We start from the raw sequence: 15664 nt of genomic DNA on the forward strand, positions 1-15664 counted from the left end.
CCGTGGCAGCGGGAAACCCGATGCACCTGTGGCAGCTGGACACACCAGGCCAGCCAACGCGTCACCGCTCGCCTCCACGGACACCTCGTGCACGTCATCGCCGGCGGTGTCCTGGCCAAGACGCTGCCCCACCCATTCCCGTTTGACCAACGCGGGCAATCTGCGCGGCGCCCGCATCGCCACCACCGAACTCGCCGCACCACCGGCCGGACCGGTCCAAGTCGAACGCCGCGTCCTGACCGACGGCATCGTGATGGTCACCCGCCAACGCATCCGTGTCGGGCGCACCCAGGCCGGCAAGCTCCTCACCATCCTCGTCGAGGACACCCACCTGCGCGTCCTGCACAACGGCGAAGATCTCGCCCTACACCCACGGCTCGAATACCGACCCCGTCACCCGGTTCAGGGCCTACCAAACCGACTCAGCCACCAGCTGATCATGTCAATCATGTCCCGCAACCAATCTGTCCAGCATCTCGCGAAACCGCACACGGCACGTACAACCTCCAGCACAAGCCGGGTCGGACGATGTTCACAGTCACCGCCCTAATTTGGACGAAGCGCTTCGAGGCTCCGACGAGCCGTCGTTGCGCTGGACACCTCATCCTCTCCCGTCCCGAGGCTCCATCCTGTGTGGCTCCGCGTCGCCCCGAAACGAGGTGATCTTGGCGTCCTGGTCTGTTGCCGGCGTGCTGGCGTTCCGGGCGTGCTTCGGCTGAGGGCTCTGCCCGGCCATCGCAGAGCCTCCTCTCGTTCTGTCAGTTGTCCGGGTCGAGCCCGTGCCGCCGTATCCGCTCGGCGATGTCGCCCTTTCCCTGCTTCGCGAGAACCGTGATCCAGGCATTCGCGGCGTGAGGTGTGCCCGCGTCAACCTCGGCGCGCAGGTCATCCGCGCTGCGCTGCTCGAGTAGGAGGTCGACCAGCCGCCATGCCGCGTCGCCGTCGCCGGCATCGGCACGGGCACGCAGAAGCTCGATCGCCTCGCCGGTGCGATCTCGCTCCATCAGCAGGTCAGCCAGGCGCCTCGCCGCTGAGCTGTCGCCGGCTTCGGCCCGAACGCGTAACTCGTCGGCGCGGCCCTGCTTTGCGAGGAGGTCAGCCAACTGCCACTCAGCGTCGCTGTAGCGTGCATCGGCCGGGGTGCGCAGAACCTCGATTGCATCGTCGATGCGGTCCTGCTCGAGTAGGAGCTCGCCAAGCCAGCTTCGCGCGTAGCTGTCGCCTGCACCGGCACGGGCACGCAGTTCGTCGACGCGGTCCTGCCCGACCAGCAGGTCTATCAACTGGCGCAGAGCCCACCAGTCGCCAGAGTCAGCCCAGGCTCGGAGTACCTCGATCGCTTCGGCAGTGCGATCTTGCTCCACCAGGAGGTCGGCTAGCTTCAACGCGGCGTTGCGGTCGCCGGCATCGGCACGGGCACGCAGAAGCTTGATCGCCTCGGCAGTGCGATCTCGTTCCACCAACAGGTCGGCCAGCCGCCCTGTGGCTAAGCTGTCGCCGGCCTCGACCGCGGTGTGCAGAACCTCGATCGCCTTGCCTGTGCGGCCCTGTAGGACCAGCAGTCTAGCCAGCCGCCGGGCAGCCGAGCTGTCCCCGGCCTTGGCCCATGCGCGCGCGCTTTCGATCGCCTCGCCAGAGCGGCCCTGCATGACCAGCAGGTCGACCAGCCGCCACGCAGCGAAGCTGTCGCTAGCATCGGCACGTGCACGCAGTTCGTCGATGTGGCCCTGCACGCTCAGCAGGCCGGCGAGCCTCTGGGCAGCGGAGGGGTCGCCTGAGTCGGCTGCGGTGCGCAGAACCTTGATCGCCTCGTCGAGGCTGCCCTGCTGGACGAGCGGGTCAGCCAGCCACTGGGCCGCGAAGCCGTCGCCGGCATCGGCACGCGCACGCAGTTCGTCGACGCCGCCCTGCTCGACGAGCAGCTCAGCCAGCCGCTGGGCAGCGAGTCTTTCGCCACCATCGGGGCTGTCGTCTGAGTCGGCTGCGATACGCAGAACCTTGATTGCCTCGTTGACGTCGCCCTGCTCGAGGAGCAGCTCAGTCAGCCGCTGGGCAGCGAGGCTGTCGCCGGAGTCGACTGCGGTGCGCAGAACCTTGATCGCTTCGTCGACGTTGCTCTGCTCGACGAGCAGCTCAGCCAGCTGCCCAGCAGCGTTGGTGGCGGCGTGGAGCCCGAGATTGATTAGGCGCTGGTAAATAGAGGTGGCGTGGATCAAAAGCAGCCGGTCAGTGGCGCTTTGCTCTAGGCCCATGAGGTCACCGAGATGATTGGTGTTTTCGATGAGGGCTTCCCAAGTGATTCGAGGCAGAGGTTCGGTGCGTCGCTGCCGGTTCAGCCGCTGGAGGAGGTAGTCGGTGACGGTGTAGCCGATTACGGTTCGCCGGTCGGGGCTGTTGATCGGGACGAGGGGTGCGGTCGCCTTGTCTTGACGGCGCTCCTGGCTGGTGAGCTCGTCGAGGTCTGCTGGGAACCACGTGTCATCGGGGTGGACGGTGGTCAGGTAGCCGCGGGCGGCGGCGCAGAGCAGCGGCTCGGTGAGCGGCGTTTGGATGCCGACCCGGCGGGCATCGGCGGCGGCGTGCAGGATGGCCCGCTGGGTGGTGGTGGCGCGCTGGTAGCGGCCTATGAGTTCTCGGGCGCCGGCGAGGGCTTCGGTCACGTTGTAGTCCGGGTCGGCGACGGCCTCGGCGAGCCGAGGGTCCTGGACGGCCAGGCGGGCGGCCTCGGTCTGTTCGTGGGGGAGAAGGGGTCCAACCGGATTTCGTGGAGCCGCTGGTCGGTGAGGATGTCCACGGCTTCGGGTAGCGGGGGCGCCGCTGGCCTGTGGCGTCCGCGTCGTCGTCACGCAGCACAGTGGCGTATTGCGGCCAGAGGGTGCCCAGGATGACGACCGGCGTTGGGGCGTCCAGCAACTGCCGCACGGCGGCGGCCGTGATCGGGGTGCCGCTGTTGATGAGGTATGGGCCGGGTAGGAAGCGCTGCAGCTCGTCGAGCCACACGATTAGCTTCGGGAGTTTGAAGGTGGCCTCGGCGATCGTGTTGACCAGTTCGCCGTTACCAAGGTCGGGGGCCAGTACGGCGAAGTCTGGCAACTCTTCGCGGGCGGTTTCGTACAGCAGCCGGGTCTTGCCCACGCAGGAATCGCCGACAAGGATCAGGAATCCGCCGCCGCTGCGGGCCTGGCGCATCCGGTCATGGAGCTGTTCACCCTTGTCACGCTTTATGAAGGTCGGCAGGTCTGGATGCAGGCCCCGGTCGCCCGTCCACCGGCCGACCAGACGCCGCCACCACGGATGAACAGCGGCGGCGGGTGGGGTGTCGATCGCGGGATGCACCCGCAGAGCCAGCGCTGCGGTCCGGCGGTCGCCGATCCGCGCAAGGCCCTCCCGTCGGCCCAGAAAACGGCGCAACTGGTCGGCGGCCCGCCGCTGTCGCAGCACCCACGGCAGGAGCAGCGCCGAATCCTGGCGGCTCTGCCGCAACTGCGCTATGCCGAGTACGAAAAAGATCAGCAGCGAAGCACCGCCCACCAGCATGCTAACGACGCTGCTGATCTGATCCTTGGCTTCAAGATCGGCGTCGAGGAACCGACCGACCGCCCGCGCCGCCTCCGGCGCCCACCACCAGCCAGATACGCCAAGCACGCCTACGCCGACCGCCAGCCATAGCGGCCACCGACGGCGCGGGCGCACGCCACGCGGGAGCTCAGACACCGCTGGCCGCCGGTGCCGAGTCAGACAGGCGGTGCCTGCTGGACAATTCCAGCCGCCTATCTCTGCACGGCAGCACAGACGGCAAGAACAGCGGGATCCGTACATACCGGCACGCGCCGGCGAGCACGACCGTCCGGCCAGCGTCGGGCACCTCTTGCCACATCAACGGGTTGACGGACAAGAGCGGGCTGCGCAGCGCCGGCAACAAGGCACTTTCGCTCACCAAGGGCAGCGTTCCACCGGTCTGGGCGACATCCGAGAAATAGATGGTCCGGTGTCGGGCCGCCCCGAGCTGCGGGCACGCGCCTTTTGTTTGCAAGATCATCAGTGCCGGCCAAGGGTCGCACTCGGCTTCGAAAAGCCACCCGGGGGCGTGCAGCGCTGCGTCGACCGTGGTGGCGAACATCGGCTCGACGGATGGCGGGAGCGCGGCACGGGAAGTTCGCCGCATGCCGCCATCGTCCGGCCATGGCCCCTTACGAGATGTGCGAATTCAGCGAGACGAATCGGCCGGAATCAGGTCTCGGCTTGCGGCGGAGGCCTTCGTTGGTCACTCGCCGCAGGTTCGCACCGCTTCCCTCTCAGTGCGTCGTCCGCATTCAGCGCGCCGCCTCGGCAGCGTCCGTGGCGTTCGATGTGGGTCTGGCGGGCACTTTGGCGGCATCCGTGCCTGTGGGGGTGTTCACCAACGTGGTGACGGGCTGGCTACGGGTGTGAGATACCCTGCACCGGGGTCTGCATCGACTGGGTCCAATTCTCGTGTCAATGGCCCGCTGCCAGTGGGACGGTGGATCAAGGGGTGGTCGTGATGACCGAGGTAGTCGCACGGTGCCCGGATTGCGGTGAGTCGGTGCGGGAGGTCAGGGCCGGCGAGACCGCGCTCGCGAACCATGGCTACATGCCAGACGCTCCAGCGTATGACCCGGATCAGGTAGTTGCTTATGAGTGCCTCGACGATGGGATGTTGGCGCCGGCTGCGGTTGTTTGGTCGTGAAGGACCTCGGGGGACGACGAGCCGGAGGGGACCGTGGCCCGCTCTTAACCCGCGGTTCGGGTTCGAGTCCCTGGCGGCGCACCACCTCTACCAGCAAAGACGCCCCTTGCGGAGTCATTTCAAATAGCCCGAGGTCGGGCCTGGGCGAGCGCGGCTGCGTCGTTGACCCCGTCGCCGACATCGCGACGCCCTTGCAATCGTCCTGCAGGCGCTTGACCACGTCGACCTTGCCGGCCGGCAGCACGCCGGCGACCACCTGGTCGATGCCCACTTCGGCCGCTACGGCCTTGGCGACCGTCGGGTTGTCGCCGGTGAGCAGCACGGGGTGAGGCCGAGCCGGCGCAGCGCTGCCACCGCCGCGCGGCTGGTGGGTTTGACCGCGTCAGCGACGGCCAGGACCCACGGGCGCGGCCGTCCCACGCCGACGGCGATGCCGCGCCTCGACCGTACCCCGCACCCCGGACGCGCTGCCGGATCGATCAGAATGCTTGCCGCCGTGGCCCAGCCGGTGAGGGACCGCTACCCGCGCCGCCCGGTCGCGTCCGGATAGGTGCCTTCGAGAAGCGATGGCTATCGCGTATCAGCCTCGTGGGGGCGCCGACCTGGGGTATCTCGCCGTCACGGTATGTGTTCAACGGCGCCTGTGCAGGCGCTAACAATGACGTCGTGAGATGTCAGTGACGGTCGGGCAGCGTCGCGATGTGACGTCGCGTCCTACGGACAAATCACGGACAAATGATCAAGGGCTTGATCGCCAAGCTCAGTGATCAAGCCCTCTAGCTGCGGAAACTTGGTGGGCGATACTGGGTTTGAACCAGTGACCTCTTCCGTGTCAAGGAAGCGCGCTCCCACTGCGCCAATCGCCCGTATGTGATGCGAGGTGGAGACGGGATTTGAACCCGTGTACACGGCTTTGCAGGCCGTTGCCTCGCCTCTCGGCCACTCCACCGAGGTGACCCCCGACGTCTTGTCGCGGCCTCACTCCGAGCGGACGACGGGACTCGAACCCGCGACCCTCACCTTGGCAAGGTGATGCGCTACCAACTGCGCTACGTCCGCACTGCCAGCCGGGATGTTTCCCGGTGACGGATGAGAACTTTAGCCCAGTCCGGAACCAACTGCCAACTCGGTTCCCCCTCGGCGCGTCGCACCTCAGGGGCGGGTGCCCAGCGCGTACCGGAACGCGTTCACCAGCCGGTACCGGCCTGCCGCGTCGCGGTACGGGCGGGCGGCGGCCAGCACCACCGGGGCGCGGGCGGCCATCGTGGCCCCGTCCTCGCCCAGCAGGACGCCGCGGACCAGCGTGTCGCCGTCGTGGGCGTGCCAGGGCATCCGCACGAGGCCGGCGGCCACCACCCGCAGGCCGCCCTCGGTGAGCAGGGCTTCCAGGCCGCCCTCGCGCCGCAGCTCGCCGTCGGGCAGTGGCTCTTCGTCGTCGGCGCGAGCTACCGCCTCCTCGATCACGTTCAGGTCGTTTTGTGAACCTTCCGCCCAGTTCGCGACTGCCACGTAACCGGACAGGCGGGTGACGCGGGTCATCTCGGTGAGGGCGTCCAGCGTGTCGTCGGCGAACTGGAGCGCGTTGACCGACACCGTCACGTCGAAGGTGCCGTCCGGCCAGGGCAGCCGCTCGGCTCCGCCGCGGCGGAGGTCGGCGGCGGGCAGCCGCGCGCGGGCGTACTCGACCATTCCGGGCGCGGGATCCACGCCGGCGATGTCGAGGCCGCGGCCGGCCGCGTACGCCAGCAGGTCGCCGGCGCCGCAGCCCACGTCGAGCAGGCGGGTGCCCGGGCCGGCGCCGGCCGCGTCGAGGATCGCCCGCCAGGCCGGCTCGGGGTACCCGCCCCACAGCTCCGCCCAGCCCTGCGCGACCGTCGACCACCGCTGTGGATCAGCTCCATCCATGCCGCCAAGACTGCCAGCGGCTCAAAGAGGGCGCTTCCCAGACGGCGCCGCCGGTCATATGATTGCACTGTGAGTGCAAATACATGGGAGGCGGCCGAGCTGCGGTCCCTCGCCAAGGAGCTGGTGGCCCGGCATCCGGTCGACGGTGACCCGCTCGCGTTCCTGCGCGCCCGCTTCGACGCCGGGCTGGCCTGGGTGCACTTCCCGGTCGGCCTCGGCGGCCTGGGCGCGCCCCGCGCGCTGCAGTCGGCGGTCGACGAGGAGCTCGCCGCCGCGGGCGCGCCGGACAACGACCCGGGCCGGATCGGCATCGGCCTCGGCATGGCCGCGCCGACCATCCTGCGGCACGGCACGCCGGCACAGCAGCGGCGCTTCCTGCGTCCACTCTGGACCGGGCAGGAGGTGTGGTGCCAGCTGTTCAGCGAGCCCGGCGCCGGGTCCGACCTGGCCGCCGTCGGCACCCGCGCGGTCCGCGACGGTGACGCCTGGGTGGTCAGCGGGCAGAAGGTCTGGACCTCCCTCGCGCACAAGGCGCGCTGGGCGATCCTGCTGGCCCGCACCGACCCGGACGCCCCCAAGCACCAGGGCATGACCTACTTCGTCTGCGACATGACCGCGCCCGGCGTCGAGGTGCGTCCGCTGCGGCAGATCACCGGCGAGGCCGAGTTCAACGAGGTCTTCCTGACCGACGTGCGGCTCCCGGACGACCTGCGGCTCGGCGCACCCGGCGAGGGCTGGGCGGTCGCTCGCACCACGTTGATGAACGAGCGGGTGGCGATCGGCGGCACCCCCGTGCCCCGCGAGGGCGGGCCTATCGAGCCGCTCGTGCGGGCCTGGCGCGAGTGGCCCGAGGTGCGCACCGCGGGCCTGCACGACGAGCTGATGCGGCTGTGGGTGCGCGCCGAGGCGGCCCGGCTGACCGGCGCCCGCCTGCGCCAGCAGCTCGCCGCGGGCGAGCCCGGGCCGGAGGGTTCGGCGGTCAAGCTCACGCACGCCATGCTCACCCAGCGGATCACCGGCCTGGAGCTGGAGGTGCTGGGCGAGGCCGGCCTGCGGCACGACGACTGGACGCTGCGCCGGCCCGAGCGCACCGACGTGCTCGACCGGGCCGCCACCCATCGATACCTACGGGCCAAGGGCAACTCGATCGAAGGCGGCACCTCCGAGGTGCTGCGCGGCATCATCGCCGAGCGCGTGCTGGGACTGCCCGCCGAGCCGCGCACCGACACCACCGTCGCCTGGAAGGACCTGCCGCGATGACGGCGATGCCCGACCTGCTCTACGACGAGTCCGAAGAGGACCTGCGGGCCAGCCTGCGCGCGCTGCTGTCCGATGTGGACCGCTGGCCGGCCGCGCTGGCCCGGATCGACGGCGGCGAGCCGTACGACGCGAAGCTGTGGCGGGTGCTCGCCGGCGAGATGGGACTGGCCGGGCTGCTCGTGCCCGAGGGGCACGGCGGCGCCGGGGCGGGGCACCGGGTCGCCGCGCTGGTGCTGGAGGAGTTGGGCAGGGCGGTCGCGCCGGTGCCGTACCTGGGCAGCGCCGTCGTCGCGACCACCGCCCTGCTCACCTGCGGCGCCACCGACCTGCTCCGGCCGCTGGCCGAGGGCGACGCGGTCGCGGCGCTGGCCGTGCCGTTCTCGCGGTCGCCCTACGACCGGGCGCTCTACGACCGGGTCGCGGAGCGCGACGGCGGCCTGCACGGCACGATCACCAGCGTCGCCGACGCGCTGCCCGCCGACATCCTTCTGGTACCGGCGGCGGACGGGCTCTGGGCCGTCGACGCCGAGGCGCCGGGAGTGACCCGCACGCCGGTGGTCTCGCTCGACGCCACCCGCCAGCTGTGCGACATCACGCTGGCCGGGGCGTCCGGGCAGCGCATCGCGGGCGCCGAGACCGGCCGCGTCGCGGTGCGCGCAGCGTTGACCACGGGCGCCGCCCTGCTCGCCTCCGAGCAGCTGGGCGTCGCGTCCTGGTGCCTCGAGACCACCGTGGCGTACGTGAAGGAGCGGCGCCAGTTCGGCCGCCCGGTCGGCTCGTTCCAGGCGGTCAAGCATCGCCTCGCGGACGTCTGGGTGGACGTGACGCAGGCCCGGGCGGTGGCCCGCTACGCCGCTGCCAGCGCCGGTGAGCCCGGTGGCGAGGCGGAGGTCGCGGCCGCGCTGGCACAGGCGCACTGCGCGCCGGTGGCCGTGCACGCCGCGGAGGAGTGCGTGCAGCTGCACGGCGGGATCGGCTTCACCTGGGAGTACCCGGCACACCTGTACCTGAAGCGGGCCAAGGCGGCGGCTATCGCCTTCGGCACGCCGGATCGGCACCGCGCGGCCCTCGGGCAGCTGGTCGACCTGCCCGCCGCGTAACGAGCGCGTAACAGGGGATTGGACGACCCGATCCAAGAAACTACACTCCTTGTGTAATTACCTGGTGAGGTGAGCAATGGCGCTGGCGTTGCACGGCATCACCGCACGCTTCGGCGGCCTTGTCGCGCTCGACGACGTTTCGATGCGGGTCGAGCCCGGCCGGATCGTCGGTGTGATCGGGCCCAACGGCGCCGGCAAGACCACGCTCTTCAATGTCGTGTGCGGGTTTGTGACGCCGTCCTCCGGCTCGCTGACGCTCGACGGCGCGCCCCTGCGGCCCCGGCCGCACCGGCTCACCGCGCATGGCATCGCCCGCACCCTGCAGGGCGTCGGGCTCTTCGACGGCCTGACCGTGCTGGAAAACGTGATGGCGGGCGCGAGCCACACGGCCCGGGCCGGCTTCGTCCCGGCGCTGCTCGGCCTGCCGCGCAGTGACCGGGACGAGCGCCGCCTGCGCGAGCTGGCGATGCGGTGCCTTACCGAGGTGGGCGCCGCGGAGCACGCGGCCGCCGCGCCGGCCACCTTGCCGTACGCGGTGCGCAAGCGGGTCGCGCTGGCCCGCGCCCTCGCCGCCCGACCGCGGCTGCTGCTGCTCGACGAGCCGGCCGGCGGCCTCGGCGCCGAGGAGGTCGAGGAGCTGGGCCAGCTCATCCGGTCGCTGCCCCGGCAGAGCGGTGGGGAGTGTGCCGTCGTGCTGGTGGAGCACCACATGGATTTGGTGATGGCGGTCTGCGACGAGATCGTCGTGCTCGACTTCGGCCGTGTGGTGGCCGCCGGCACTCCGGACGAGGTCCGGGACAACCCGGCGGTGGCCGAGGCATACCTGGGCGCCGATGTGAGCACAGTGGACGCGGAGGCACCGGCGTGAGCGAGACGTCCATGTTGGAGGTTCGCGGGCTTGTCGCCGGCTACGGTGCCGCGCCCGTCCTCAGGGAGGTCGACCTGACCATCCCCCGCGGCGCCATCACCGCGGTGCTGGGTGCCAACGGGGCGGGCAAGACCACCCTGTTGCGTACCCTGTCGGGGCTCCTGAAACCCACCGCGGGCCGGATCGTCTTCGACGGCCAGGACCTGCGCGGGGCCAAAGTGGAGCATCTCGTGCGGCGCGGGCTCGCCCACGTGCCGCAGGGCCGGGGCGTCGTCGCCGAGCTGACCGTCGAGGAAAACCTGCGCCTCGGCGGGCTGTGGCGCGGTGACGCCGCCGGGCTGCGCCGGGACGTCGCCGAGGCGTACGAGACTTTTCCGGCCCTGGCCCGCCGGCGAAAGCACAGTGGACACCAGCTCTCCGGCGGCGAGCGGCAGATGCTCGCGCTGGCCCGCGCGCTCGTCGGCCGGCCCCGGCTGCTCCTGCTCGACGAGCCGTCGCTGGGCCTCGCTCCGCGGGTGACCGCCCAGATCATGGCGCTGCTGCGGCGCCTGCGCGACGCCAGCGGCCTGACCGTTCTGCTGGTCGAGCAAAACGTGCGCGGTGCCCTTTCGGTCGCCGACGACGGCGTGGTCATGTCGCTGGGCCGGATCGCCGTCACCGCCTCCGCCGAGCGGCTGCGCGACGACGCCGCCCTCCGCCACGCGTACCTCGGATTCTGAAGGGAGGGAGCCGGGTGGACCGGTTCGTGTTCCTCACGTTCGACGGGCTGTCCCGCGGCGCGGTGTACTCCGCGTTCGCGCTCGCGCTCGTGCTCATCTGGCGCGGCGCCCGGATCGTCAACTTCGCCCAGGGCGCGATGGCCATCGCCACCGTGTACGCGGCGTACAGCGTCACCTCGGCGACCGGCTCGTACTGGCTCGGCTTCGGCGCCGCTCTCCTTTGTGGACTGGCGCTGGGCGCCGTGGTGGAGCGGGGCGTGATGCGCTTCGTCGGGCACGCCTCGCCGCTCAACGCGGTCATCGTCGCGCTGGGGCTCGTGCTGGTCATCCAGGCGGTGCTCGGAATGCTGTACGGCAACGAGTACCGCCCCGCCGAGGCGCCGTTCAGCCGCACCGCGTTCACCGTGGGCGGCCTCGCCTTCCTGTCCCGGTACGACCTGTTCGTCTTCGCCGCCGTGGTGGTGTTGATGGTGGGGCTCGCGCTGCTGTTCACCCGCACCCCGGTCGGCCTGCGGCTGCGGGCCGCCGCCTTCGCGCCGGAGGTCTCCCGCCTGCTCGGTGTCAACGTGGCCGGCATGCGGACGCTGGCCTGGGCGCTCGCCTCGGCGGTCGGTGCCCTTGCCGCCATGCTCATCGTGCCGACCGGACTCGGCCTGCACCCCACGTCGATGGACCTGGTCTTCGTCACCGCGTTCACCGCGGCGGTGGTGGGCGGCCTGGAAAGCCCGCTGGGCGCCGTCGCCGGCGGGCTCGCCGTCGGGCTGCTGCTTTCCTACGTCAGCGGGTACGCGGGCGCCGAGATGAGTCCCGTCGCGGTGCTGCTGCTCCTGCTGGCGGTGCTGCTGGTGCGCCCCTCCGGGCTCTTCTCGACGGTGGCGGCGAGGCGGGTATGAAGTCCACAGTGGTGCGCCACCTGGCGCTGACGATCGCGGCCGCGGCCGCGCTGCTCGCCCTCACCTACGGGCTGGAGCCGTTCCGCAACTACCAGCTCGCCACCGCCGCGGCGTACCTGTGCGCGACGGCGGGCCTGACCGTCCTCACCGGACTGAGCGGGCAGCTCTCCCTCGGCCACGGCGCGCTGATGGCCACCGGCGCCTACCCGGTCGCCCTCGCGCAGAACGAGTTCCGCGACCGGGACATCAGCGGTGGCTGGGTGCTGCCGGTCTCGCTGTCGATCGGCGTGGCCACCGCGCTCGTCGCCGGGCTGGTGGTCGGCCTCGCCGCGGCGCGGCTGCGCGGGCCGTACCTGGCCGGTGTCACGCTCGCCGTCGCGGTCATCGTGCCGGCGCTCACCACCGCGTTCGACAGCGTCTTCAACGGCGACCAGGGCTTGTCCGTCTACGTCGCACCGCCGCCGATGTCGCTCGGCTACGACTTCCCCTACGAGCGGTGGCAGGCCTGGATCGCGCTGACCGGCGCGCTGCTGGTCATGTTCCTGCTCGCCAACCTGCTGCGCAGCCGCTACGGCCGGCACTTCCGGGCGGTCCGCGACGACGAGGTGGCGGCCCGGCTGGCCGGCATCAACGTGGCCCGTACCCAGGTGCTCGCGTTTGTGGTGAGCGCCGCCTGCGCAGGGCTCGGCGGCGGGCTGCTGGCCGTGCTGGCGCAGAGCGTGTCACCCGGCGCGTTCTCGCTGACGCTGTCGCTGTTCCTCGTCATGGCCGTCGTGATCGGCGGCCTCGGCCGCCTTGCCGGCGCGGCCTGGGGTGCGGTCCTGCTCGTCCTGCTCCCGGAGGCCAGCCACTCGGTCACCGAGGCGCTGTCGCTCTCGCCGTCGGCCGCCCAGCGGCTCGACGGCAACCTTCCACTGGCGATCTTCGGCATCACGCTGGTCGCCGTCATGCTCCTCGCGCCCGGCGGCGTGCAGGGCCTGCTGTCCCGCGCCGCCGGACTGCGCCGCAGGACCCGGGGTTGGTCCGACCCGGGCGCGGAGCGACAACACAGCGCCGGGCGGTGAGCCCCGCCGCCGGCGAATTACGCCGTGTGACCACAGAGAGGTGGGTACCGATGCAGCTCAAGCAGGTTCTGGCCGCCGGCGCGTCCGTCGCGCTGGTGCTTGCCGTCGCGGCGTGCGGCGGCGACGACGGAGGCGGTGGGGGTGGCGCGGCGGTGCCGGGTGTCACCGACACCGAGGTCGTGGTCGGCACGCACATGCCGCTCACCGGCCCGGCTTCGGCCGGGTACTCGAAGATCGCCCCCGCGACGAAGGCCTACTTCGACCATGTCAACGCCAACGGCGGCGTGCACGGTCGCAAGATCACATACAAGATCATGGACGATGGGTACAACCCGGCGAACACCCAGCAGGTCGTCCGCCAGCTCGTCCTGCAGGACAAGGTCTTCGCCATCCTCAACGGGCTGGGCACCGGCACGCACACCGGCGTGCTCGACTTCCTCGCCAGCAACCGGGTGCCCGACCTGTTCGTCGCCTCCGGCAGCCGCAGTTGGGACCAGCCGGACAAGTACCCGGGGACGTTCGGCTTCAACCCGGACTACACGGTCGAGGGCAAGATCCTGGCCACCTACATCCAGAAGAACTTCCCCGGCCAGAAGGTCTGCTTCCTCGGCCAGGACGACGACTTCGGGCGGGACAGCCTGCTCGGCATCGAGAAGATCCTGGGCGCGACCGGTGTGGCGGTGAAGCAGAAGTACGTCACCACGGAGCCCAACGTCGCCCCGCAGGTCGGCGCGCTCAAGGCAGGCGCCTGCCAGGTCGTGATGCTGGCGACCGTGCCACCGTTCACCGCGCTCACGCTCGGCACCGCGGCCCGGCTCAGCTTCCGTCCACAGTGGGTGGTGTCCAACGTCGGCGCCGACTACACCACAGTGGCCGGCCGGCTCGGCGAGGCCAAGGGCCTGCTGGAAGGCATGCTCGCGGTCAACTACCTGCCGTCGCAGTTCGACCTGGACGACCCGTGGACAGCGCTCTTCAAGAAGATCAATGACCAGTACAACGGCAGCGCCGAGTTCGACGGCAACATCGTGTACGGCATGGCGGTCGGCTACCTGTTCGTGCAGGCGCTGCAGGCCGCCGGCAAGGACCTCACCCGCGAGGGCATCATCGAGGCCGTGGAGAAGGGCGGGTTCCGCGGGCCGGGGCTCGCGCCGCTGCGCTTCTCCGGAGACGATCACTCCGGGTACGGTGGGCAGCGGATGACCAAGGTCACCGGGACCACGCAGGAGTACTTCGGCCCCATCTACGAGACGGACGAGGCCGACGGACCGGTCAAGGAGTACGCCGACCAGCCGCCGGCCCCACCGGCCAACGGCATCCCAGCGGCGTAGCGGCCGGGGCGGCGCCCGCGCGGTCCGCTCCCGCAGCGCGGGCGTCGCCAGACCAACCTCAAGGAGTACACAGTGGATGGAGCGGGCTTGCGGCTCGCCGGCGCCGTCACGGTCGTGACCGGCGGTGGCTCGGGCATCGGTGCGGCCCTGGCGCGCCGCTTCGCCGAGCGGGGCGCGGTGGTGGTCGTCAACGACGTCGACGCCGACGCCGCCCGCGCGGTCGCCGAGCGGGTGGGCGGTGTCGCGCTGCCCGGCGACGCGGGCGACCCGGCGGCGGTGGCACAGCTCGTGGCGACCGTGTGGGAGCGGTACGGCGGGCTCGACCTCTTCTGCGCGAACGCGGGCGTGGCCGCCGACGACAGCATCGGCGACCCGGACGCCGCGTGGGAGCTGTCCTGGCGGGTCAATGTGATGGCACACGTGTACGCCGCCCGCGCGCTGCTGCCCCGCTGGCTGGACGCCGGGCGGGGGCGGCTGCTTGTCACCGCGTCGGCGGCCGGACTGCTGACCATGCTCGGCGGCGCGCCGTACGCGGTCACCAAACACGCGGCGATCGGCTACGCGGAGTGGCTGCGCGCGACGTACCACCACCGGGGCGTCACCGTGCAGGCGCTGTGCCCGCAGGGTGTCCGCACACCGATGCTGGACCGCGCCGGCCGGGCCGGCGCCGCGCTGCTGGAACCGGACGCGATCGGCGCCGACGACGTGGCCGACCGGGTGGAGGAGGCCCTGGCCGGCGACCGCTTCCTGGTGCTGCCGCACGCCGAGGTGGCCGAGCACTACCGGCGCCGGGCCACCGACACCGACCGCTGGCTGCGCGCCATGAACGGCATCCAGCGTTCACTCGAGGCACCCGACCAGAAGGGCGACCCAGGCCCTGTTTGAACAGGATTGTCGAGGCCGCCTGGGCCCGGTGCAGCCCGGCAGGGACTTTCCAAACAGGGCCTAGACTCGGGCACATGACGGAGGCGCGGGTGGACGGCCGGACCGCGCGCGCGGAGCGCACCCGGCGGGCGATCGTGGAGGCCCACCTCGCCCTCATCTCCGAGGGCGACCTGCGGCCCACCGGCGAGCGGATCGCCGAGCGGGCGGGCGTCTCCCTGCGCACCCTGTGGATCAACTTCAAGGACATGGAGACGCTGTTCGAGGCGAGCGGCATCCAGGTGCTGGAGCGGCAGGACGCCGAGTTCATTCCGGTGCCGGCGGACCTGCCGCTGCGGCAGCGGGTCGACGCGTACTGCCGCCAGCGGGCCCACCTCATGCAGATGTTCGCGCCGATCTTCAAGGCCGCGGCCATGCGCGAGCCGACCTCACCCCAGCTGCGCCGCAACCGGGCCAAGCACATCGGCCGGGTGCGGCGCGAGGTGGAGGATCTGTTCGCCCCGGAGCTGGAGCTCGCCGGCCCCGGAGCGAGCGAGCTTGTCGACGCCCTCGTCGCGTCCAGCATGTGGCCGGCGTGGTCGATGTTCCGCGACGGGCTGGGGCTGGACGTCGAGGGGCGCGGCGGGCGATGACCCGCACGGTCTCCGCTCTGCTGGTCACCGCGATAGCGGCGAGCGTCGGCTGAGCCGGCGGGCCCGCCCGGCGGTCAGCTCATCCGCGAGCGGAGCATCTGCTTGCCCTGCTCGGCACCCTTGCGGCTCTCGCCCTGCGCGCGCCGGAAGAAGTCGGCGAGCTCGGTGTCGCCGTCACGCTCCGCGTCCTGGATGTACGTTTCCAGCCGCAGCGCGTTGCTCAGGCACGCCTCGGTGAACCAGATGATGTTGTAGTCCTTGTCCTTCGTACCGGTAGCTTGGCCGGTCTCCTGAATCGTCGCCAT

15 protein-coding genes, 3 tRNA genes and 1 pseudogene are annotated in these 15664 nt (G+C 71.1%); 11 read left to right on the forward strand and 8 right to left on the reverse strand.

Features of this window, described 5'->3' with window-relative positions:
* Window positions 1-142: 142 nt before the first annotated feature.
* Window positions 143-550, forward strand: coding sequence for a hypothetical protein (locus tag Phou_RS48125; RefSeq protein ID WP_173069235.1), 408 nt, complete (start codon window positions 143-145; stop codon window positions 548-550).
* Window positions 551-758: 208 nt separating this feature from the next.
* Here the strand turns inward: Phou_RS48125 and Phou_RS48130 are convergent, their stop codons facing one another.
* Window positions 759-2660 (reverse strand): tetratricopeptide repeat protein, encoded by a 1902-nt coding sequence (locus tag Phou_RS48130; protein WP_173071125.1) that lies wholly within the window; start codon window positions 2658-2660, stop codon window positions 759-761.
* Between the two features lie 535 nt (window positions 2661-3195).
* Here Phou_RS48130 and Phou_RS48135 point away from each other — a divergent pair.
* On the forward strand, window positions 3196-3669 hold the full coding sequence (locus tag Phou_RS48135; RefSeq protein ID WP_173071127.1) for a hypothetical protein: 474 nt from the start codon (window positions 3196-3198) through the stop codon (window positions 3667-3669).
* Between the two features lie 37 nt (window positions 3670-3706).
* Here the strand turns inward: Phou_RS48135 and Phou_RS48140 are convergent, their stop codons facing one another.
* The 6 genes and pseudogenes from Phou_RS48140 to Phou_RS48165 form a co-directional block, all read right to left on the reverse strand.
* On the reverse strand, window positions 3707-4165 hold the full coding sequence (locus Phou_RS48140) for a hypothetical protein (RefSeq protein WP_173071129.1): 459 nt from the start codon (window positions 4163-4165) through the stop codon (window positions 3707-3709).
* 680 nt (window positions 4166-4845) lie between these two features.
* A pseudogene (locus Phou_RS48145) lies at window positions 4846-5130 on the reverse strand (HAD-IC family P-type ATPase); the annotation flags it as partial.
* Between the two features lie 369 nt (window positions 5131-5499).
* Window positions 5500-5574 (reverse strand) — tRNA-Val (locus tag Phou_RS48150).
* Window positions 5575-5586: 12 nt separating this feature from the next.
* Window positions 5587-5657: transfer RNA gene (locus tag Phou_RS48155), tRNA-Cys, on the reverse strand.
* A gap of 37 nt (window positions 5658-5694) precedes the next feature.
* A tRNA-Gly gene (locus Phou_RS48160) sits at window positions 5695-5767 on the reverse strand.
* A gap of 93 nt (window positions 5768-5860) precedes the next feature.
* Complete coding sequence (locus Phou_RS48165) at window positions 5861-6613, reverse strand: class I SAM-dependent methyltransferase (protein WP_173071131.1); 753 nt, start codon at window positions 6611-6613, stop codon at window positions 5861-5863.
* Between the two features lie 69 nt (window positions 6614-6682).
* Between Phou_RS48165 and Phou_RS48170 the strand changes: the two genes are divergently transcribed.
* The 9 genes from Phou_RS48170 to Phou_RS48210 all read left to right on the forward strand — a co-directional run bounded on the left by Phou_RS48170 (window position 6683) and on the right by Phou_RS48210 (window position 15359).
* The gene (locus Phou_RS48170) at window positions 6683-7873 is read left to right on the forward strand and encodes an acyl-CoA dehydrogenase family protein (RefSeq protein WP_173071132.1); all 1191 of its coding nucleotides are present in this window, start codon (window positions 6683-6685) and stop codon (window positions 7871-7873) included.
* On the forward strand, window positions 7870-8973 hold the full coding sequence (locus Phou_RS48175) for an acyl-CoA dehydrogenase family protein (protein ID WP_246274746.1): 1104 nt from the start codon (window positions 7870-7872) through the stop codon (window positions 8971-8973). The genes Phou_RS48170 and Phou_RS48175 overlap by 4 nt, the downstream gene beginning before the upstream one ends.
* A 76-nt stretch (window positions 8974-9049) precedes the next feature.
* A complete protein-coding gene (locus tag Phou_RS48180; protein ID WP_173071134.1) occupies window positions 9050-9841 on the forward strand; it encodes an ABC transporter ATP-binding protein in 792 nt (263 codons plus the stop codon).
* Window positions 9842-9852: 11 nt separating this feature from the next.
* Window positions 9853-10560, forward strand: a complete 708-nt coding sequence (locus tag Phou_RS48185) for an ABC transporter ATP-binding protein (protein ID WP_173071136.1) — start codon at window positions 9853-9855, stop codon at window positions 10558-10560.
* 14 nt (window positions 10561-10574) lie between these two features.
* Window positions 10575-11453: a branched-chain amino acid ABC transporter permease gene (locus Phou_RS48190; RefSeq protein WP_173071138.1), complete on the forward strand. Its 879-nt coding sequence runs from the start codon at window positions 10575-10577 to the stop codon at window positions 11451-11453.
* Entirely contained in the window at window positions 11450-12517 is a 1068-nt protein-coding gene (locus Phou_RS48195) for a branched-chain amino acid ABC transporter permease (RefSeq protein ID WP_173071140.1), read from the forward strand. Before Phou_RS48190 ends, Phou_RS48195 begins: the two co-directional genes overlap by 4 nt.
* Window positions 12518-12567: 50 nt before the next feature.
* Window positions 12568-13845, forward strand: a complete 1278-nt coding sequence (locus Phou_RS48200; RefSeq protein ID WP_173071143.1) for an ABC transporter substrate-binding protein — start codon at window positions 12568-12570, stop codon at window positions 13843-13845.
* Window positions 13846-13932: 87 nt separating this feature from the next.
* Window positions 13933-14730 carry an SDR family oxidoreductase gene (locus Phou_RS48205; RefSeq protein WP_218579656.1) on the forward strand — a complete coding sequence of 266 codons (798 nt, stop codon included), beginning with the start codon at window positions 13933-13935 and terminating at the stop codon, window positions 14728-14730.
* A 74-nt stretch (window positions 14731-14804) separates the two neighbouring features.
* Window positions 14805-15359 (forward strand): TetR/AcrR family transcriptional regulator, encoded by a 555-nt coding sequence (locus Phou_RS48210; protein ID WP_308785189.1) that lies wholly within the window; start codon window positions 14805-14807, stop codon window positions 15357-15359.
* A gap of 74 nt (window positions 15360-15433) precedes the next feature.
* Here Phou_RS48210 and Phou_RS48215 read toward each other — a convergent pair whose 3' ends face one another.
* The gene (locus Phou_RS48215) at window positions 15434-15664 is read right to left on the reverse strand and encodes a hypothetical protein (RefSeq protein ID WP_173071147.1); all 231 of its coding nucleotides are present in this window, start codon (window positions 15662-15664) and stop codon (window positions 15434-15436) included.

The sequence above is a fragment of the Phytohabitans houttuyneae genome (genome assembly GCF_011764425.1).
Classification (GTDB): domain Bacteria; phylum Actinomycetota; class Actinomycetes; order Mycobacteriales; family Micromonosporaceae; genus Phytohabitans; species Phytohabitans houttuyneae.